The following is a 20185-nucleotide window of genomic DNA, read 5'->3' on the forward strand; positions in this document are numbered from 1 at the left end:
CCGTGTCCGACTACACCTGGCACCCCACCGACGACTACGTCGAGAATGCGAATGTCACGCGGCTCGCCCGCGCCCACGGTCTCTCGGGCCTCGCCGAGCTCCGTGCCCGTTCCGTCGCCGATGTGCGGTGGTACTGGGACGCGGTGGTCCGAGATCTGGGTCTGCCGTTCCAGTCGCCGTACCGCGAGGTTCTCGATACCTCCCGCGGGATCGAGCATCCGGACTGGTTCGTCGGCGGCAGGACGAATGTCGTCGACGCGTGTCTGGAGCGTTGGCTGGCCGGCCCGGCCGCCGCCGATCGGGTGGCCGTGGCCCACGAAGCCGAGGACGGCACCGTCCGCAGCCTGTCGTACCGTGAGCTCGCGGCGGACGTCGAGCGGGCGGCGGCGGGACTGCGCGAACTCGGCGTCGGCAAGGGCGACGCCGTCGCGCTGTTCCTGCCGATGATTCCCGAGGCCGTCGTCTCGGTGTATGCGGTCGCGCGGCTCGGTGCGGTCCTCGTTCCGCTCTTCTCCGGATTCGCGCCGAATGCGATCGCGTCCCGCATCCAGGACGCGGACGCGAAGGTGGTGATCGTCGCGGACGGAACCGTGCGGCGTCGCAAGACTGTCACGATGAAGCCGGCCCTCGACGAAGCGCTGGCCGTCTGCCCGACGGTGCAATCGGTCGTCGTGGTCGAGAATGTCGGTGCGCCTGTAGATTCCACCGAACGCGACATTGCCTGGGCCAAGCTTCTCGGGTACGGCGGTGACCCGGGTCCGGTCGAGGCAATGGACGCAGGCGAGCCGTTCGCGCTGGCCTACACGTCCGGTACGACCGGCAAGCCGAAGGGCGCCGTCCACACCCACGCCGGTTTCCTCGTGAAGACGGCCAGCGAGGTAGCGTACTCGTTCGACCTGAAGCCTGGCGGCGCCTTCTGCTGGATCACCGACATGGGCTGGATCATGGGGCCGCTGTCGATCGTCGGCACCCACGCCAACGGTGGAACTCTCGTTCTCTACGAAGGCTCCCCGGACGTACCGGACACGGACCGGCTGTGGCAGCTCGTGCAGCGACATGGGGTGACGATGCTGGGCGTCTCCCCGACGCTGATCCGCACACTTCGTGGACGGGAGACGGATGTCGCGGCACGGTACGACCTGTCCTCGGTGCACACGATCGGGTCGACCGGTGAGCCGTGGGACCCGGACTCGTACGACTGGCTGGCGAAGGACGTCTTCGGCGGGCGCGTACCGGTCATCAACTTTTCCGGGGGCACGGAGGTCGGCGGGTCGTTTCTCGCGCCGTACCCGGTAGAACCGATCCACAGCTGTTCACTGGGCGGGCCCTCGCTGGGTATGGACGTCGACGTCGTCGACGACGCGGGACGCTCGCTGCGCGGCGAACAGGGCGAACTCGTCTGCCGGCAGCCGTGGCCGTCGATGACGCGCGGGGTGTGGAAGGACGAGGAACGCTATCTGGAGGCGTACTGGTCGACGTTCCCCGGTATGTGGCGGCACGGCGACTACGCGCTCGTCGACGACGACGGCCAGTGGTACATCCGGGGCCGTTCGGACGACGTAATGAACGTGGCGGGGAAGCGGCTTGCGCCCGCCGAGGTCGAGGCGGTGCTGACCGCGCATCCGGCAGTGTCCGAGGCGGCTGCGGTCGGTGTCCCGGACCCGAAGAAGGGCGAGGCGGTGTGGGCGTTCTGGGTTCCTCGCGCGGACGCGGTCGGTGACACGGCGGACATTTCAGCCGAGTTGATTGCCAGTGTGGCTGCCGAACTAGGAAAACCGTTCGCGCCCAGTGTGGTACACCGCGTATCGCGGTTGCCGAAGACGCGATCGGCGAAGATTCTGCGCCGCGCGGTGCGCGCCGCCGCGCTGGGTACCGATCCCGGTGACTTGTCAGGTGCGGAGAATCCGGAAGCCGTGGACGAGATCCGTGCCGTGGTCACCGCCAGCTCGGCGAAGTGAGTGCGTCGAGTCCCCACACCGCACTGAAGTGCTCCTCGGAAGCTGGACTGAGAAATGCAGTTTCGACTTGCGGGGAGCAGTTCTACGGGTGTGCGAAGTTCGCTTTCTGAGGACCAGCGGGACCCAGCACCTCCTGGTCGACCTGGACGCGCTCGCCGCGGCGGGAGCTGCTCCGCCCAGTACACGATGTCGCTACCGCCAAGGCCGCGGGAAGCTCTGAGGCACCGGCTTGATCCAGGCGTCGTCGGCAGGTCGAGGAGCGCCTTTCTTTCCGGCGCGGCATCACGAACGCCTCACTGGACGCGTTCACGATGGAATGCCACCGAATGAGCTCGGCAACAACAAGAGTGATCTTTGGTTTGGCCACTCCGAGCAGACGTGCCCCAGGTGCATGCCATCCGGACTTCTGTAGATCTGCCCGGGATGCGCCGCACGCGCGCGGTTTGTGGCTCTTCCGTTGGCGCGTCCATTTCACGGAGCACGAGCCCTTGCGCAGTTCGGTCTAACCATTCTAATATATGTCCAATTGCGCGACACTGTAACGAAGGACGGGCATCACAATGAGCGAGCGAAATCTCGGCCGCTACACCCAGGCACAGATCGACGAGTTCTATGCGAGTGGCCAGTGGACCGACGAGAACTTCACCGAACTCTTGCGCTCGCGTGCCGAAAGCAATCCTGACAAGACCTTCGTCACCGACGGCACTAGCGCCCTGACGTTCAGCGAGCTCTACGAGAAGTCGCAACGTCTCGCGCTCGGCCTCCGGCGTCGCGGTCTGCAACCCGGCGACCGGGTTGCCGTTCAGTTGCCGAACTGGGTCGAGTTCGTCGTCATCGCCGCCGCCTTGTCGCGGATTGGAGCCGTGATGGTGCCGGTCATGCCGATCTACCGTAAGGACGAGGTCTCCCACCTTGTCTCTGATGCGGCGATCCGGACGGCGATCGCCCCGACGGAGTTCAAAGGCTTCGACTACCTGGCAATGTTCGATGAGATTCGCCGCGAATCAGGGACTCTCGAGTCGATCATCGCTGTGCGCACCACACACGACACGCGCACGTCCCTCACCGAGAAGGGCATTTCCGCCCTCGAAGACGTGATCGTCGCCGAGGCGGACGCTGCCGCCGTCGACGACGAACTGGACTATCGTGCGCATCCGGATGATGTGTTCGTCATCGTCTACACCTCGGGTACCACCTCACGGCCGAAGGGTTGTCTGCACACCTTCAATACCTACGCCTCGGGGGCGCGCGCACTGCAGGTCGCGTTCGGTCACACCGATGCCGACGTGCAGTTCGGTCCGTCACCGATCACCCATACGACTGGTCTCGTGACGAGCGTCCTTCTCCCGATGCTTGCCGGGGCGTCATCCCACCTGATGGCCGAGTGGGACCCGAAGCGCGGCCTGGCCGAGATCGAGAAATTCGGATGCACCGCGGCGGTTACGGCGACAACTTTCCTCCAGACTCTGATAGCGGCAGCCGAAGAGGAACGGAACGCGGATCTTTCCTCGTTGCGAGTCTGGGTCTGCGCCGGCGCACCCATTCCCGCGGCCGTAGTGGAGAACGCCAAAACCAAGCTACCGACTACCAGCGTTCTGTCGCTGTATGGACGCAGCGAGAACCTCACGACCACCACGTGCACCGTAGAAGACGACCCCAAGCGGGCAATCACCTCCGACGGCGCGGCGATGCCGGGTGCGGTGGTCAAGATCATCGGTCTTGACGGTCTGGAGGTAGAGCGTGGAACCGAGGGCGACATCGCCTACCGAGGTCCGTCACACATGATCGAGTACCTCAACCGTCCCGAGGACACCGTGGAGTTGTTCACGCAGGAGGGATTCTCTCGTTCCGGTGACCTCGGCGTCATGGACGCCGACGGATTCGTGCGGGTCACCGGTCGCACGAAAGACATCGTGATTCGCGGTGGTATGAACATCAGTGTCCGAGAAGTCGAGGACAAACTGTCCGGTCATCCGGATCTCCTCGCCATCGCGGTCGTGGGTATGCCTGACGAACGACTGGGGGAAAAGGTGTGCTGCTACGTCGTACCTAAAGACGGACACGAACCTCCCACGGTCGATGCACTTCGCACCTACCTGACCGATCGGGGGGTTGCGATCCAAAAGACTCCCGAACGAGTCATCGCGGCCAGCTCGTTGCCGATGACGGCCACTGGCAAGATCCAAAAACATCTTCTGCGCAAGAAGGTTGCGGACGAACTCAATCAATCTACGGTTACGGGTGGAGTTGCCCCCTGATGGTGGACACCTGACTGGCGGGACTGCAGGCCCCGCGGGGGTGGGTGCACTTTGAGTAGTTCGACGAGAAGATCGCGTTCGAGGCGCCAGCTCAGGTGACGGCTGTCCTCGATAGCCCATAGTCGATCACCAGACTGTTCAGTCGCCCAGCGCAGCAGCGACAGGTGGTCTTTGCTTGTCGTACCAAATCGGCGACAGTTGTTGTCCCGTCTGATCGACCCCGACGGCGGTGTGGGCCAGCGTGATGGGCTACCGCGAGCCCCACACCGCACGGTGTGGGGCCCTCGCCGCTACTGGATGACGTTATGCAGCGATGCTCATTCGTCGAGCAGAATGTCGGTGCGCTGCTCGAAGTCCTTGATCGACTCGGCGTACGAGTGGACGTGCCGGCTCATGCGCCGCACGGCAGCATCGGCATCCTTGTCCCGGATGGCCTTGGTGACCGAGCGGTGAGCCCGGACGGTGATCTCGCGAACCTTGTCGTCGATGAAACCTTCGTTCTCCGTTGCGGCATAGATGGCGCGCGAGAGCGAAATCATGAGACCCGACAACAGTTCGTTGTGACTGGCGCTCGCGACGGCCACGTGCCAATCGATGTTCGCCTGAAGGAAGGCATCGAGGCTGTCACCTGCGCCGGCGATGTCGTCGTTGGCGGCGTCGAGTCGCGCGAGGTCCTCGTCGGTGCGGTGACGGGCAGCGAGCTGGGCGCAGAAGGGCTCGATCGCCTCGCGGGTCTCGAGCAGTGCGGCGAGACGGATCTGACGACCGCGGATGAGCAGGGCCACCGTGTCCGCCATGGACTGCTCGCCCGGCCGCTGAACGAAGGCGCCCCCGGCCCGGCCCGCCTTGATGCGCACGAGTCCCTGCACCTCGAGGATGCGGAGGGCCTCGCGGACGGTGGTGCGGCTCATCTTGGTCTGAACGACGAGTTCGCGTTCCGGCGGCAGCGGTGTGCCTTCGACGTAGTCCCCGCTGAGAATGCGCTCGCGCAGCTCGTTCGCGAGGACGTCCGACGCCTTCGGTACCGCCATCGGTGTCAACTGGATGGAGGAACGTCCGTTCCGGGTGGTGTTCGGCACGGCTGATGGCATGGCTCCCCGCCCTCTCTGGTCTAACGGTCAGACCTAATATACCATTGGGTTCTCGCTGCGTTCGTCTTGCAGCCTATTCTTCGTCTCATCGAGAGGGCCAGTTGTATGCGCTGGGAACTGTCAGAAGAGCAGGAAATGTTCACCGAAGCCCTCGACGGCTGGCTCGGGCGGTTCGCCGCTCCGGCAAATGTCCGTAAGTGGGGTGAATCGGGTGATCCTGCCGAGTTCGAGCAGAAATTCGTCGAGGAGGGCTGGTTCTCCGCCGGTCTCGCCGAGGACATCGGTGGTCAGGGCGGTGGTCTGCTCGAACTGGCGTTGACCGCCGAGGCGCTGGCCCGGTATGCCGCGCCGTCGAGTGCCTGGACCGCGTCCGTCCTCGCGGCGCCCCTGCTGCCCGCCGACGTCGCTGCCGACGTGCTGGCGGGGAGTGGGTTCGCGGCCGTTGCCGTCGACGCGACCCGACCGTTCGGCGTCGCCGATTCGGTGCGCGCCGACGGGAGTGGCGCGCTGACCGGCCGCGTCGCGACGGTGCTCGGCGCCGAACGCGCGAAACTGCTGGTCGTCCCGGCGACGGGTGCCGACGGAACGGCCGCCCTGTACCTCGTGCGCGTCGACGATCCCGGTGTCACGGTCGAACCGCGGCGGTTCCTCGACCCGTCCCGCGCGGCCGCGGATGTCCGGTTCGACGGCGTCACCGGACAGCGTCTCGACGTCGAGGCGGCCACGGCCCTCGAGGACGCCGGACTACGTGCGGCCGTGCTGGTGGCCGCGGATTCTCTCGGGGCGATGGATCGCATGCTGCATCTCGCCGTGGACTACAGCAAGCAACGCCAGCAATTCGGTGTGCCGATCGGGTCGTTCCAGGCCGTGAAGCACGCTGCGGCAAGCATTCTCGTCTCGGTCGAGGCCGGCCGGTCCATTGCCTACTACGCCGCGGCGTCGGTGGATCTCGGTCTCGGTGATCGCGCGATGCATGCCGCGGTAGCGAAGGCGCAGGTGCCGCGAAATGCGGTGCAGGCAGCCGACAGTGCTCTCGTGATGCACGGCGCGATCGGTTACACGTGGGAACACGACCTGCACCTGTACTACAAGCGCGCCAAGCTCGACGAGAAGTTGTTCGGTGGCCCGGACGTGTGGAACGAGCGTCTCGCGCGGGATCTGCCGCTGTTGCCCGCGGTCTGACCCACCGTTGACTTTTTGGTCTGTCCTTTAGTAACTTAAGTCCAAACGGTTTCGACGACGATGGGACGTGCTGTGGACTTTGATCTGACCGAGGATCAGGCAACGATCCGAGGAGCGGTGCGAGAGCTGGCCGGCAAGTTCGACGAGCAGTACTGGGTGGAGAAGGACAGCGAGCACGAGTTCCCCACCGAGTTCTACGACGCGTTCGCCAAGGGTGGCTGGCTCGGCATCACCACGCCCGAGGCGTACGGCGGGCACGGTATGGGTATCACCGAGGCATCGATCCTGCTGGAGGAAGTCGCCGCTTCCGGCGCCGGCATGAACGGCGCGAGTTCGATGCACCTCTCGATCTTCGGGATGCACCCGGTGATCGTGCACGGCTCGGAGGAACTCAAGCAGCGCACCCTTCCGCGGATCGTCGACGGCGACCTGCACGTCTGCTTCGGCGTCACCGAGCCCGGCGCCGGTTTGGACACCACCAAGATCACCACCTTCGCGCGACGCGAGGGTGACAAGTACATCGTCAACGGCCGCAAGGTCTGGATCTCCAAGGCGATGGAGTCGGAGAAAATCCTTCTCCTCACCCGCACAACGAAGTTCGAGGACGCGAAGAAGAAGACGGACGGCCTGACGCTGTTCCTCACCGACCTGGATCGCTCGAAGGTCGACATCCGCCCGATCAAGAAAATGGGGCGCAACGCGGTCACGTCGAACGAATTGTTCATCGACAATCTCGAGATTCCCGTCGAGGATCGGGTGGGCGAGGAGGGCAAGGGCTTCAAGTACATTCTCGACGGTCTCAACCCGGAGCGCATGCTGGTCGCGTCCGAGGCGCTCGGTATCGGCCGGGCCGCTCTTCGCCGGGGCGTCCAGTACGCCAACGAGCGTGAGGTGTTCGGTCGCCCCATCGGCATGAATCAGGGTTTGCAGTTCCCGCTCGCGGATTCCCTCGCTCGCCTCGACGCCGCTGAACTCGTCTTGCGTAAGGCGACGTGGCTCTACGACAACGGAAAGCCGTGCGCCCGCGAAGCCAACATGGCCAAATACCTGTGCGCCGACGCCGGTTTCCAGGCCGCCGACCGCGCTCTCCAGACCCATGGCGGCATGGGCTACTCGGAGGAGTACCACGTGGCCAGGTACTTCCGCGAAGCCCGCCTCACCAAGATCGCCCCGCTCAGCCAGGAGATGGTTCTCAACTACCTCGGCGAGCACGTCCTCGGCCTCCCCAGGAGCTACTGATGTTCGAACTCACCGGAAAGTCCGCACTCGTCACCGGTGCGGGTAGTGGAATCGGCGCCTCGGTGGCGCATGCCTACGCGCGAGCAGGTGCGGCGGTGCTCGTCACCGACGTCGACGCCGATGCCGCGGCGGCCGTGGCAGCGGAGATCACCTCGGCAGGCGGTGTCGCGAAGTCCGCGGCCCTCGACGTCCGCAACGGCGATCAGGCGGCGGCTGCGGCGGAGCAGGCCGCTGCGCTGAACGACGGCACCCTCAACATCCTGGTCAACAACGCGGGTGCGATCGCACCGGCGATGTTCCCGAACCTCGAAGAAGAGGACTTCCGCCGCATCGTCGATATTCATCTCGTCGGCAGCTTCGTCTGCAGCAAGGCAGTTCTCCCGTACCTGCCGTCCGACGGCAGCGGCCGCATCATCAACGTGACCTCCGCCGCCGGCCTCGTGGGCACCATCGGGCAGGCGAACTACGGTGCCGCGAAGGCGGGCATCATCGGACTCACGAAGTCGCTGGCGCGTGAACTCGCCAAGAAGCAGGTGACGGTCAACGCGATCGCGCCGCTCGCCGCCACCAAGATGACGGCGAACATCCGCAGCAACGAGAAGCTCTCCGCGAAGACACTCGCGCGAATCCCGCTGGGCCGCTGGGCGGAACCGGACGAGATCTCGTCCAGCTTCGTGTTCTTCGCGTCCGACGGCGCGTCGTACATCACGGGCCAGGTACTGCCCGTCGACGGCGGAACGGTGATCTGATGGTCGAGAAGCGCAACCCCTTCCAGCGGTCCGCGCGCGAGGTCGTCATCGCGGAAGCGGCCCGCACTCCCATGGGCAAATCGCACCCCGAGCGCGGCTGGTTCCGCGACACCCACCCCAACGACATGCTCGGTGCGGTCTACACGGACTTGATTCGCCGCAGCGGCCTCGACCCGGCCGTCGTCGAGGACCTCGTGATCGGCTGCACTGCACCGTTCGGCGAGCAGTCCCGAAACATCGGCCGCAACGCCTGGCTGCAGGTCGGCTACCCGCCGGAGGTCCCGGCTGTGGTGCTGGACCGCCGTTGCGGGTCCGCGCAGACCGCGGTCGAGATGGGTGCCGCACTGGTCGGCTCCGGCACCCACGACGTCGTCCTCGCCGGTGGGGTGGAGCACATGGGACACGTGCCCATCACCTCACCCGCGAAGATCTCCGAACTGTACGGCGACCCGTGGCCGGAAGCGCTGCGTGAGCGTTACGACTTCGTGCACCAGGGTGAGAGCGCTGAACTCATCGCGGATCGGTGGGGAATTTCCCGGCAGGATATGGATGAGTTCGCTGTCCGATCACATCGTCTCGCGACCGAGGCCATCGAGGCCGGTCGGTTCGACGCCGAGATGATCCCGCTCGACCTCGCCGGCGAGACCCGTGTCACCGACCAGACCGTCCGTCCCGGAACGACTCTCGACAGCCTCGCGGGCCTGAAGACTGCGTTCCGGAAGGACGGCCGTATCACGGCGGGCAGTTCGTCGCCGATCTCCGATGGGGCTTCCGGTGTGCTGCTCGCCTCCCGGGAGGCGGTCGACACTCACGGACTGCATGCGCGGGCCCGTATCCTCGATCAGACTACCGTCGGGGTCGATCCGATCATCATGCTGACCGGCCCGATCCCGGCGACCCAGAAGTTGCTCGACCGCAACGGGATGAGCATCAACGACATCGATCTCTTCGAGGTCAACGAGGCGTTCAGTTCGGTCGTCCTGGCCTGGGAGCGGGAACTGAAGCCGGACATGGACAAGGTCAACGTCAACGGCGGCGCGATCGCGCTCGGGCACCCTGTCGGTGCGACGGGTGCGCGTCTCATCGCCACGATCGTCGCGGAACTCGAGCGGCGTGACGCCGAAATCGGCTTGGTGACCATGTGCTGCGGCGGCGGTCTGGGAACGGCGACCCTTATTCAGCGGATCGGCTGATGATCGACCTGACGCAGCACATCCGGCCCGGCGACGGGATCTGGTGGAGCCAGACGAGCGCGGAACCCACCCCGCTCGTCCACGCCCTGCTCGACCAGGTGCCGTCGATCGGCCCCGTCCGGGCCTTCGTCGGGCTCACCTGGAATCGGCGGCTGACCAGCGAACTGCCGGACGAGTTGTCCATCGTCTCCTATGGTGGCCTCGGTGAACTGCGCCGCCTTGCCCACCTCGAGGTCGTGCCCTGCCATTACGGGGCCCTGCCGCGCCTGTTCGCCGAACGGCGGCTGCCGTGCGACGTGGGCTTCGTGCAGGTCTCACCGCCGGACTCGGCCGGAAACTGCTCGCTCGGCGTCGGTGTCGACTACATCGCGGATGCCCTCGATCACACGCCGGTCCTCATCGCCGAGATCAATCGGCGCATGCCCGTCACTCTCGGGGCACCGAAAATTCCGCTGTCGCGGTTCGCCGCGGTGGTCGAGTCCGACCGGCCGTTGCTCGAGGCGCCGGACCGCGAGCCCGCGGACGTGGAACTGGCGATAGCACGGAACGTCGCCGATCTCGTGGCGGACGGCGACACGATCCAGATCGGCGTCGGGACGTTGCCGTCCGCCGTCCTCACCGCCCTCGCGGGACACCAGGACCTAGGACTGCATTCCGGCATGATCTCCGATGCGGCACTGCGACTGATCGACCGAGGTGTGCTGACCGGGGCGCGGAAAGAGATCGACCCGGGACTACACGTCGCGGGCGCCGCGCTCGGAACGGCCACACTCTACGACAGGCTTCCCGGACTTCCGGTGGCGTTCCGTCCGGCGAGCTACACCCATGCGCCGCAGATTCTTTCGCAACTGAAGTCGTTCGTGTCCATCAACTCGGCGATCGAGGTCGACCTCACCGGTCAGGTCGGTGCGGAGCTCCGCAACACGACATACGCCGGTGCGGTCGGGGGCCAGGTGGACTTCTCGCGGGCCGCGGCGATGACCGGCGGCCGCTCCATCATCGCGATGCGCGCCGATTCGCGAGGGAAGTCGACGATCAAAACGGCCCTCGAGTACGGCGCGGTGACCACCGCCCGCGCGGACGTCGACTTCGTGGTCACCGAATACGGTGCCGCGGCACTGCGCGGATGTTCCCTGGGTGAGCGCGCGCGCCGCATGATTGCCGTGGCAGCACCTGAGCACCGCGACAGTCTCGAATTCGATCTCGAGGAATACGACCTTGCATCCACAGCGGAGTGAGGGGAAAGGAGTCGACGCCATGACGCGTCCCCAGCGGGTCCAGATCCGGGAGGTCGGACCGCGTGACGGTTTCCAGAACGAACCGGAACGCATCCCGACCGACGACAAGGTGCGGTTGATCAATGCTCTCGGGCGGGCGGGATTCACCCGGATCGAGGTGGCCAGTTTCGTGCGTCCGGACGTCATTCCGCAGCTCGCGGACGGAGTCGAGGTGCTCGAGCGTATCGAGGTCCCCGACGAGACGAAGTTGATGGTGCTCGTGCCCAACAGCAAGGGCCTCGAGAACGCCTTGAAGGTTCGCGACAAGTTCCACGAGGTCGCGATCTTTGTCAGCGCGTCGGACACCCACAACAAGAAGAACGTCAATCGGACTGTCGACGAAACGATGGCGGACAACGACGTCATGGCCAAACGGATCGTCGCCGAGGGCCTCGACTGCGCCGCCGTGATCGCGACGTCGTTCGGTTGCCCGTTCGAGGGCAAGGTCGACCTGACCCGGGTGCTCGACCTTGCCGAACGGTTCGCGGAAGCCGGCGCCACCGAGATCGGCTTCGGCGACACCACGGGCATGTGCAACCCCGCGTACGCCTCGGAATTCTTCGCGGCAGCGCTTGATCGGCTGCCCGGCGTCGAGGTGACCGCCCACTTCCACAACACCCGCGGTCAGGGCCTTGCCAATGCATACGCGGCCCTCGAAGCAGGTTGCGCGAGCTTCGAATCGAGCTTCGGGGAGCTGGGCGGCTGCCCCGTTCCGGCGGGCTCGACCGGCAACATCGCCACCGAGGACCTGGTGAGCATGTTCCACGAAATGGGCGTCGAGACGGGCCTCGACCTTCCTCGCGTCATCGACGCGGCCCGGGAAGCGCAGAGTGTGCTCGGCCGCAAGCTCACCAGTCATTCGATCGTCGCAGGCCCCATCGAGTGGGCATCGAGCCTGCGCTGAAGTCGACCGAACCTCGAAAAACGACACACAATCGGAGAAGAACATGAGTAATCGAGTTGCATTCGTGACCGGCGGTGCGCAGGGCATCGGCAAGGGTATTTCCGACGCACTGGGTGCTGCCGGCTTCCGCGTCGCGGTCGCCGACCTCAACCTCGAGGTCGCCGAGGAGACCGCGGCCGGCATCCGCAACGCCGGTGGCCAGGCGATCGCCGTCCCTGTCGACGTCACCGACACCGCGTCGGTGCAGGCAGCGGTGAAGCAGGTCGCCGAGCAGTTCGGCCCGGTCGAGATCGTCGTGAACAACGCCGGCTGGGACGACTTCATGCCGTTCCTGAAGACGGACGAGGCATTTTGGGACCGGATCCTCGACATCAACTTCAAGGGCCAGCTCCGGGTAATTCAGGCGACTGTTCCGGGCATGGTCGAGCGCGGCTGGGGCCGTGTCATCAACATCGGTTCCGACGCCGGCCGCGTCGGCTCTTCGCTCGAGGCCGTGTACTCGGGCGCCAAGGGTGGCATCATCGCCTTCACCAAGACCCTCGCCCGTGAGGTCGCGACCAAGGGTGTCACCGCGAACACTGTGTGCCCCGGCCCCACCGATACTCCTGCGCTACGCAAGTTCGCCGACAGCTCCGGCCAGGATGCCGACAAGGTGATCGGAGGCATGACCCGCGCCGTGCCGATGAAGCGTCTCGGCAAGGCGGAAGACATCGGCGCGGCGGTGGCGTACTTCGCCTCCGACGCAGCGGAATTCGTCACCGGCCAGACGCTGTCCGTCAGCGGTGGCCTGACAATGTCCTGACAGATATACGGATATAGGACGCGAAGGTGCGGCTCGGTTTTCCGGGTCGTACCTTCGGCATTCGCAGGCTCGGCCGATAACGATCGTTAGCGCGTATGCCTATGATCGCTCTATGACGAACAACGGTGATACAACGGATTTCGTGTCCTGGACTGCAGTCGGTGAGTTCGAGGACATCCGATACGAACACAGTGGTGACGGGATCGCGAAAATTACGATCTGCCGTCCGGAGGTACGCAACGCGTTCCGGCCACAGACGCTGATGGAAATCTCGGAGGCTCTGGTCGACGCCCGCGAAGACTCTTCGGTCGGCGTGATCGTGCTGACGGGGGAGGGGCCTGACGCCTTCTGCTCGGGCGGCGACCAGCGGGTGCGCGGCGACACCGGCTACCTCACCGAGCCAGGCAAGGCGGGTAGCGTCGGACGGTTCCACGTCACCGATCTGCAGATTCAGATCCGCCGCCTGCCGAAGCCGGTGGTGGCCATGGTCGCCGGTTACGCGATCGGCGGCGGGCACATCCTGCACCTGGTCTGTGACCTCACGATCGCGGCGGATAACGCCCGGTTCGGTCAGGTGGGCCCGAAGGTGGGGTCGTTCGACGGCGGCTACGGCGCGGGGCTGCTCGCGGAGCTGGTCGGGGTGAAGAAGGCCAAGGAGATCTGGTTCCTGTGCCGGCAGTACGACGCGCAGCAGGCACGCGAGATGGGCCTGGTCAATACCGTTGTCCCCCTCGCCGACCTCGAGCGGGAAACTGTGCAGTGGTGTCGCGAGATGCTCGCGCTCTCGCCGTTCGCGCTCCGGCTCATGAAGGCGAGTTTCAATGCGGCCGAGGATGGAATGGCGGGTATTCAGCAACTCGCCCACGATGCGAATCTGCTCTTCTACTCGACGGAGGAGGCGAAAGAGGGACGCGAGGCGTACAAGGCCAAGCGGCGCCCGGAGTTCGAGAAGTTTCCGCGTCGTCCCTGATCTTCCATTTCGGTCCGACAATTAGTATGGTTGGGTCAATACAGGACCGAGAAGGATGGTGTGCATGTCGGAAACCGCAACGCCCGCAGTCGCGTGGAGCGACGTCGAGGCCGGCGTCATGACGATCACGTTGCAACGCAGGCCGGCGAACGCTCTCGGATTGCCGATCATCGACGGTCTGAACGCGGCACTCGACGCAGCGGACGCCGACGGCTCCGTGAAGGTGGTCGTCGTCCGCTCGGACATTCCCGGATTCTTCGCGGCCGGCGCCGACATCAAGCACATGTCGGCCGTCGACGCGGAATCCTTCACGGCATATGGCGATCGGCTTCGGAGTGCGCTCGACCGGCTCGCATCGGCCGACCGAATTTCGATCGCCGCGGTGGACGGCCTCGCGCTGGGTGGCGGCCTCGAACTCGCGATGGCCTGCACGCTGCGGGTCGGTGGTGCGGACGCCAAGTTCGGATTGCCCGAGGTGAAGCTGGGGCTGATTCCCGGAGCAGGTGGGACGCAGCGCCTTCCGCGTCTGGTGGGTCGCGGCCGTGCCCTCGACATCATGCTGAGCGCCCGCCAGGTCCTTGCCCCCGAGGCGCACGCGATCGGCTTGATCGATCGCATCGTCGAGGCCGGCGCCGCCACGGAGGCCGCGCTGGCACTCGCCACCGAGTTGTGCACGATGTCGCTTCCCGCGCAGCGCGCCGTCATCCGCACGGTCGACGCATCGTTCGACACGCCACTCGAGGAGGGCTTCCGGTTCGAGGTGGCCCAGGAGCAGGATCTGTTCGAGAACGGAGAGGCGAAGGAGGGCATCACGGCCTTCCTGGAGAAGCGCGCTCCGCGGTTCTCCTGAGCGCCATGTCGCCCGGGAGTGTCGGAAGGGGTCCGGTCGCGTTCGCCCTGTTCCTCGTCTATGTGATCTGGGGATCGGTCTACCTCGCGATCCGTCTGGTCATCGAGGAAGTGCCGCCCCTGGGCTCGATGGGTGCGCGGTTCCTCCTTGCCGGCGCGCTGATAGCCGCCTTCCTGGCCTGTCGCGGCGGCTGGGGGCGGCTGCGCCTCACGTGGCGCGAGGCAGCGGGAGCCGCGTTCCTGGGAGTGCTCCTGCTCGCGTGCGGGAACGGCCTGACCTCGGTCGGCCAGTTGCACGGCGTGCCCTCCGGCGTGACGGCGCTCCTCATCGCCATGGTGCCGCTGTGGATTTGTCTCTATCGCACGCTGGGCGGTGACCGCCCGCGGGTGCTCGAGTTGGTAGGTGTCGGCGTGGGGTTGATCGGTCTCGCCGTGCTGGTGTTGCCGCACCGTGGTGGGCAGTCCGGGCTTCCCGTCATCGGGGTGGCGGTCATCGTGCTGTCCAGCCTGTCGTGGTCGTTCGGGTCGTGGATCAAGCCGAGGGTCTGGTTGCCGCGGGACGTGTATGTGACTGCGGCGTACCAGCTTCTGGCGGCCGGAGCGGCCATGTCGCTCGCGTCGGTGGCGACTGGCGAAAGGCTGGACGGGGCGATCGGGTCCCGGGCATGGGGAGCGTTCGGCTACCTAGTCGTCTTCGGCTCGATCATCGGTTTCACGGCGTACGCGTGGCTTTTGCATCACGCTCCTCTGTCGCTGGTGGCCACGCATACCTATGTGAATCCGGTGGTGGCTGTGGCACTCGGGTCCGTTGTTCTCTCCGAACCCGTGACCCCCGCCTTGGCGATCGGGGGAGCGATCGTACTGGTGTCTGTCGTGTTGGTCGTCAGTGCGCATGCCCGGACGCGAGGTCGAGAGGATTCCTCCGCGGCCGAATTCAAGGTATTATTATCAGACCAAAAAGCGAGCGGAGGCGGGTAGCCGATGCGGGTGCGGTGCTGAAAGACCTCCACAGAGACCTGACCATCCGGACGCGCCGCGTCCGGCCACGCACTGAGGGCGATCGCTTGGGATCGCCGAACTGGAGAAGGAGTGAACTCGTGACCGAGCCCACGACATGGGAAACGTTCACGCTCGAGCGGCCGGAACCCGGCATCGCCGTCGTGACGTTGAATCGCCCCGAACGCATGAACTCGATGACGAACACCATGTTCGTCGAACTGGAGAAGGTGGCGCTGCTTCTGGATCAGGAGGACGACCTCCGCGTCGTGATCCTCACTGGCGCCGGCAAGGCGTTCTGTGGTGGCTTCGACCTCGACGATGCCGACGGACTGTCGTCCTTGACACCGATGGGCATGCTCGACCAGCAGGAACTGGCCGCGCGGGCGCTCTCGGCGATCCGCAGCATTCGTGTCCCGGTGATCGCGGCCGTCAACGGTGCGGCCGCCGGTGGAGGGCTGTCGCTTTCGCTTGCCGCCGACATCCGGATCGGCTCACCGGCCGCACGGTTCAACGCGGCCTTCGTACGGATCGGCCTATCCGCCGGTGATCTAGGCGCCTCCTGGCACCTGCCCCGGCTCATCGGTCCGGCGCGGGCAGCGGAATTCGCCTACACGGGCCGCTTCATCGAGGCTGTCGAGGCCGAGTCACTCGGACTGCTCAATGCGGTCGTTCCCGCCGAGTCGCTGCTCGACGAGGCGCTCGCAATGGCGCGCCTCATCCGCGCGAATTCCCCTGCAGGAGTGCAGCTGTCGAAGCGTGCGCTCCACGCCAATATGGAGGTGTCGTCGTACGCGGCGGCACTCGAGCTGGAGAACCGGGGTCAGGCACTGCTCACCCGTGGCGAGGACATGCCCGAGGCACTAGCTGCGTTCAAAGAGAAGCGCAGCCCTAAGTTCACGGGAAGGTGAGCCAGATGACGCAGACCGAAGTGCGGGAGAATACGGCGGTGCTGAGCAACTACGTGCCGCCGCAGCTGGAGACCCTCACCCTCGAGGTACTCGAGGGCAAGATCGCGGTCCTCACGATCAATCGACCCGACCGAATGAACTCGATGACGGTCAAGATGTTCACTGAGTTCAACACTGCCGCGTACGCGTTGCGCGACACCGATGCGCGGGCGCTGATCATTCGGGGAGCGGGCGAGCAGTCGTTCTGTGCCGGGTTCGATCTGGACGAAATCCACGTCATCACCGAAATGGGTGTGCGTGATTTCCTGAAGTTCCAGGAGACCGCGACCGGTGGGCTGGCGGCTTTGTACCACCTGCCGTTCCCGGTTATCGCGGCGATTCACGGTGCCGCGGCGGGCGGCGGGCTGGCTCTCGCGCTCGCCGCAGACATCCGCCTCGTGGCGCCGACCGCGAAGTTCAACGCGGCGTTCGTCAAGGTCGGATTGTCCGTCGGGGAACTCGGCACGTCGTGGAAGCTCACCCGGCTCGTCGGACCGGGTCGGGCGGCGGAGATCGCGTACACCGCGCGTTTCGTCGGCGCCGAGGAGGCTGCCCGGATCGGGCTGGCAAACCGGGTAGTCCCCAGTGAGGATCTGTTCGACGAGGCCATCGCGGTGGCCGAGGCGATCGCTTCGAATTCGCCTGGCGGCATTCGCATGTCGAAGCGTGCGCTGCAGCGGAACCAGGAAGTGACGTCGTATGCGGCGGCACTGGAATTGGAGAACCGGGGTCAGGCGTTGCTCACCCGCTGCGCAGACATGCCGGAGGCGCTCGCCGCCTTCAAGGAGAAGCGGGCGCCACGCTTCACCGGACAGTAGGAATCGGCAAATGACCACACGGATGGAGGCGAGCGCATGACCTGGGAATGGACCCCCGACACGCTCGGTGCGCTGGAGACGTTCCTGCGCGAGCGCGGGATCACCGAAGGACCGCTCACGACTGCGCGCATCGGCGACGGGCATTCCAACCTGACGTTCCTCGTCTCCGACGGGGTTCGTCAGGTGATCGTCCGACGACCGCCTCCGCCACCCGTCCCGGCGGGCGCCCACGACATGCTGCGGGAGGCGCGCCTTGTCGGCGCCCTCGCCGGCAGTGGCGTGCCGGTGGCGGACGTCCTCGCCGTCGGACAGACCGGTGACGTGCTCGATGTCCCGTTCTACGTGATGGAGTACGTTCCCGGTCCGGTGGTCACTACCGAGACACCGCCGGCGTTGAGCGCCCCCGCGGATCGTCGCCGGATCGGCGAGGCATTGATCGACACTCTCGCCGCACTGCACGCAGTGGACTGGCAGGCGGCCGGTCTGGAGGACATCGGCCGGCCCGACGGGTTCAACGAGCGTCACCTGCGCCGCATGGGCAAACTGGTGGCAGCGGAGGACGGAACACCGCCGCCGGAGTTTGCGGAGATCGGCTCCTGGCTCGCCGCTCACGTGCCCGCAGAGTCCGGTGCGGCGATCATCCACAACGACTATCGCATCGGCAACGTCATCCTCGCTCCCGATTCGCCAGGACGCATTGCTGCAGTGCTGGACTGGGAGTTGGCGACGATCGGTGACCCCCTGTTCGACCTCGGATACTTCCTCGCGTCGTATCCCGTAGAGGGGGAGGAACGCACACCGACCGAGGATCTCGCTGTAGCCGTGCTCGAGGAGGGGTATCCCACCCGCGACGAGCTGGCGCAGCGGTACGCGGACGCCACGGGAGCCGACCTGTCGAACCTGCCCTGGTACACCGCGCTGGCCTTGTGGAAGCTGGCGGTGTTGTACGAGTACGGACGTCGTCGAGCGGTCGCCGGAGTCGGCGACCAGTACTACCGCGACGCGGCCCTCGTACGTGCTTTCCTCGACGCCGCCCACCGCGCCGCGGGATTGGCGCCGTCGGTAGTGTGACGACGAGACTGAGGCGGTCGGTACGCGAGTACCGACCGCCTCAGTCGTATCGGATCAGGTGCGATGGCACGTGACCGTCGCTGTGGTGCAGGTCTTTCCGGTTCGATTGCGTCCGACGACGTGAATGACGGCAAAGCTGCGGCCGCGATAGACCACCCGGGGTGCGAAGGTGATCGGCTCGGTCCCAGGGCTGGGTCGTACGAATGTCATCGCAATCGACGTCGTCTGGAAATCAGCGTGTGGCGCCACCGCGGAGTGGCCGGCGATCTCGGATGCACACAGAAGGACGCCGCCGTGAACGTTTCCGAGCGGATTGCAGAGCGAATCCGACGGGTCTAGTTCCAGGCCGGCGCAAGCGTTGTCTCGGCGGTGGTGGGCGCCGAGGAGTTCGATGATCGAGGATGCGTTCGCTCGAGAGCGGTTGACGTCGTCGGATACGGATCCCGACGGTGAGGCTGCCGCGACGAATCGCAAGCGGGCGCTTCCGAGGGCAACGACCCGCCCGTTCTCGTCTACGATTCGGCCGCTCGCCAGACCGCCGACCGGATCTGTCGTGACGACTTGGCTGTCGGCCTGCAGGATCGATCCGTCGAGCGGTGGATTGCAGGTGAAGTCGATGTGTAATTCCGTTGTGACGGACCAGTGTCCGGCCGGACATCGCGCGGTGATCGGATAGCCTGTCACGTCGTCCATCAGAACACCGAGAGCGCCACGGCAGGGCAGTCCGCGCTGGTCGGACAGCCACGGTCCGGTCGGCATTTCCGACCTTCCGTGGGTGCCGTCGCCGGTCACGGGTGCTACCTGGAACAGCGCTTCGACGCCGGTCGCGATGAACGGAGGGGCGGTGATGTTCTCGATCATCATGTCTCTCCTGGACGGTAGGTGTGAAGTGGAACGAGGTCACACATAAGAGGCCTGCCCGCCGGGACCTCGTCGTCACCGGCAGGCAGGCCTCGTAGGTGGGGTCAGACTCCGCGCTGCGCCTTTGCTGCTTCGCTCGCGGCCTTGCTCTTCTCCCGGGCGGTGGCCCAGTCCTCGTTGGTCATCGATGTCAGACCGGCGAAAGTTCCTGGTCCGGCGAGCATCTGACCGCCGTCCATCGCGATGGTCTGGCCGGTGAGGTAGTCGCAGGCGTCCGACAGGAGGAAGATGGTGAGGTTGGCAAGTTCTTCCATCGTGCCCATCCGGCCCATCGGCACCTGGTCGGCCTGCGTTGCACCGACTGCACTCTTGTCGGTGGGGTTGAGCATTTCCCACGCGTAGTCGGTCGGAATCGGTCCCGGGGCGAGTGCGTTGAGGCGGATGCCGTATCGGGCCCACTCGACCGCGAGCGACATCGTCATCGAGTGCACAGCGGCTTTCGCCATCGCGGACGGAACGACGAACGCGGATCCGCTCCACACCCAGGTGGTAAGGGTGGACAAGACGACACCCTTGTTGCCGCCTTCGATCCAGCGGCGGCCCGCGGCGTGGGTGGTATTGAAGGACCCGTTCATCACGGTGGAGGTGACGGCCTCGAAGGCGCGTGCGCTGAGCGATTCGGTGGGGGCGATGAAGTTCGCGGCGGCGTTGTTGATGACGCCGGTCAGTGGTCCGTGAAGCGTCCAGATCTCGTCCATGGCCGCCGATACGAGGTCAGCCTTGCGGACATCGACGGTCTGCCAGTGGACCGAGCCCGGCCGGGAAACGGACGCCTCCGCCGCGGCTTCCTCGAGGACAGCGGGCCGACGGCCCCACAGGTGGACTTCGGCTCCGTGATCGACGAGGTGTCGGGCGACGCCGCGGCCGAGCCCGGTGCCGCCGCCGGTGATCAGCACGCGCTTGCCCGCGAGGGCGTCGGGGGTGAAGAGAGAAGTGGTCATGGAATGGTCCTATGGT

The 20185-nt window shown here is 65.8% G+C and carries 18 protein-coding genes; 15 read left to right on the forward strand and 3 right to left on the reverse strand.

The window, feature by feature from the left end:
* The first annotated feature begins 2 nt into the window (after positions 1 to 2).
* Entirely contained in the window at positions 3 to 1958 is a 1956-nt protein-coding gene (locus tag HYG77_RS18185; RefSeq protein ID WP_208960131.1) for an AMP-binding protein, read from the forward strand.
* A gap of 560 nt (positions 1959 to 2518) precedes the next feature.
* Complete coding sequence (locus HYG77_RS18190; RefSeq protein WP_208960132.1) at positions 2519 to 4216, forward strand: AMP-binding protein; 1698 nt, start codon at positions 2519 to 2521, stop codon at positions 4214 to 4216.
* A gap of 317 nt (positions 4217 to 4533) precedes the next feature.
* Here the strand turns inward: HYG77_RS18190 and HYG77_RS18195 are convergent, their stop codons facing one another.
* Positions 4534 to 5295 carry a FadR/GntR family transcriptional regulator gene (locus tag HYG77_RS18195; RefSeq protein ID WP_208963441.1) on the reverse strand — a complete coding sequence of 254 codons (762 nt, stop codon included), beginning with the start codon at positions 5293 to 5295 and terminating at the stop codon, positions 4534 to 4536.
* A gap of 117 nt (positions 5296 to 5412) precedes the next feature.
* Here HYG77_RS18195 and HYG77_RS18200 point away from each other — a divergent pair, with 117 nt between their 5' ends.
* The 13 genes from HYG77_RS18200 to HYG77_RS18260 all read left to right on the forward strand — a co-directional run bounded on the left by HYG77_RS18200 (position 5413) and on the right by HYG77_RS18260 (position 18307).
* A complete protein-coding gene (locus tag HYG77_RS18200; protein ID WP_109334155.1) occupies positions 5413 to 6489 on the forward strand; it encodes an acyl-CoA dehydrogenase in 1077 nt (358 codons plus the stop codon).
* 72 nt (positions 6490 to 6561) lie between these two features.
* Entirely contained in the window at positions 6562 to 7728 is a 1167-nt protein-coding gene (locus HYG77_RS18205) for an acyl-CoA dehydrogenase family protein (protein WP_109334153.1), read from the forward strand.
* Complete coding sequence (locus tag HYG77_RS18210; RefSeq protein ID WP_208960133.1) at positions 7728 to 8477, forward strand: SDR family oxidoreductase; 750 nt, start codon at positions 7728 to 7730, stop codon at positions 8475 to 8477. Before HYG77_RS18205 ends, HYG77_RS18210 begins: the two co-directional genes overlap by 1 nt.
* A complete protein-coding gene (locus HYG77_RS18215) occupies positions 8477 to 9670 on the forward strand; it encodes a thiolase family protein (protein ID WP_109334150.1) in 1194 nt (397 codons plus the stop codon). Before HYG77_RS18210 ends, HYG77_RS18215 begins: the two co-directional genes overlap by 1 nt.
* Entirely contained in the window at positions 9670 to 10908 is a 1239-nt protein-coding gene (locus HYG77_RS18220) for an acetyl-CoA hydrolase/transferase family protein (protein ID WP_208960134.1), read from the forward strand. The genes HYG77_RS18215 and HYG77_RS18220 overlap by 1 nt, the downstream gene beginning before the upstream one ends.
* A 19-nt stretch (positions 10909 to 10927) precedes the next feature.
* Positions 10928 to 11851 (forward strand): hydroxymethylglutaryl-CoA lyase, encoded by a 924-nt coding sequence (locus HYG77_RS18225; RefSeq protein WP_109334146.1) that lies wholly within the window; start codon positions 10928 to 10930, stop codon positions 11849 to 11851.
* A gap of 43 nt (positions 11852 to 11894) precedes the next feature.
* Positions 11895 to 12653, forward strand: a complete 759-nt coding sequence (locus tag HYG77_RS18230; RefSeq protein ID WP_208960135.1) for an SDR family NAD(P)-dependent oxidoreductase — start codon at positions 11895 to 11897, stop codon at positions 12651 to 12653.
* Between the two features lie 112 nt (positions 12654 to 12765).
* Positions 12766 to 13623: a 1,4-dihydroxy-2-naphthoyl-CoA synthase gene (gene menB, locus HYG77_RS18235; RefSeq protein ID WP_208960136.1), complete on the forward strand. Its 858-nt coding sequence runs from the start codon at positions 12766 to 12768 to the stop codon at positions 13621 to 13623.
* 64 nt (positions 13624 to 13687) lie between these two features.
* A complete protein-coding gene (locus HYG77_RS18240) occupies positions 13688 to 14473 on the forward strand; it encodes an enoyl-CoA hydratase-related protein (protein WP_208960137.1) in 786 nt (261 codons plus the stop codon).
* A 5-nt stretch (positions 14474 to 14478) separates the two neighbouring features.
* Positions 14479 to 15450, forward strand: a complete 972-nt coding sequence (locus tag HYG77_RS18245; protein WP_208960138.1) for an EamA family transporter — start codon at positions 14479 to 14481, stop codon at positions 15448 to 15450.
* Between the two features lie 119 nt (positions 15451 to 15569).
* The gene (locus tag HYG77_RS18250) at positions 15570 to 16379 is read left to right on the forward strand and encodes an enoyl-CoA hydratase-related protein (protein WP_109334136.1); all 810 of its coding nucleotides are present in this window, start codon (positions 15570 to 15572) and stop codon (positions 16377 to 16379) included.
* Positions 16380 to 16384: 5 nt separating this feature from the next.
* The gene (locus HYG77_RS18255; protein WP_208960139.1) at positions 16385 to 17236 is read left to right on the forward strand and encodes an enoyl-CoA hydratase/isomerase family protein; all 852 of its coding nucleotides are present in this window, start codon (positions 16385 to 16387) and stop codon (positions 17234 to 17236) included.
* 36 nt (positions 17237 to 17272) lie between these two features.
* A complete protein-coding gene (locus HYG77_RS18260; protein ID WP_208960140.1) occupies positions 17273 to 18307 on the forward strand; it encodes a phosphotransferase family protein in 1035 nt (344 codons plus the stop codon).
* A 54-nt stretch (positions 18308 to 18361) separates the two neighbouring features.
* Here HYG77_RS18260 and HYG77_RS18265 read toward each other — a convergent pair whose 3' ends face one another.
* Positions 18362 to 19171: a hotdog domain-containing protein gene (locus HYG77_RS18265; protein ID WP_208960141.1), complete on the reverse strand. Its 810-nt coding sequence runs from the start codon at positions 19169 to 19171 to the stop codon at positions 18362 to 18364.
* A gap of 101 nt (positions 19172 to 19272) precedes the next feature.
* Positions 19273 to 20169 carry an SDR family oxidoreductase gene (locus tag HYG77_RS18270; protein ID WP_208960142.1) on the reverse strand — a complete coding sequence of 299 codons (897 nt, stop codon included), beginning with the start codon at positions 20167 to 20169 and terminating at the stop codon, positions 19273 to 19275.
* Between the last annotated feature and the right edge of the window lie 16 nt (positions 20170 to 20185).

Source organism: Rhodococcus sp. ZPP (genome assembly GCF_017656075.1).
Lineage (GTDB): Bacteria > Actinomycetota > Actinomycetes > Mycobacteriales > Mycobacteriaceae > Rhodococcus_F > Rhodococcus_F oxybenzonivorans.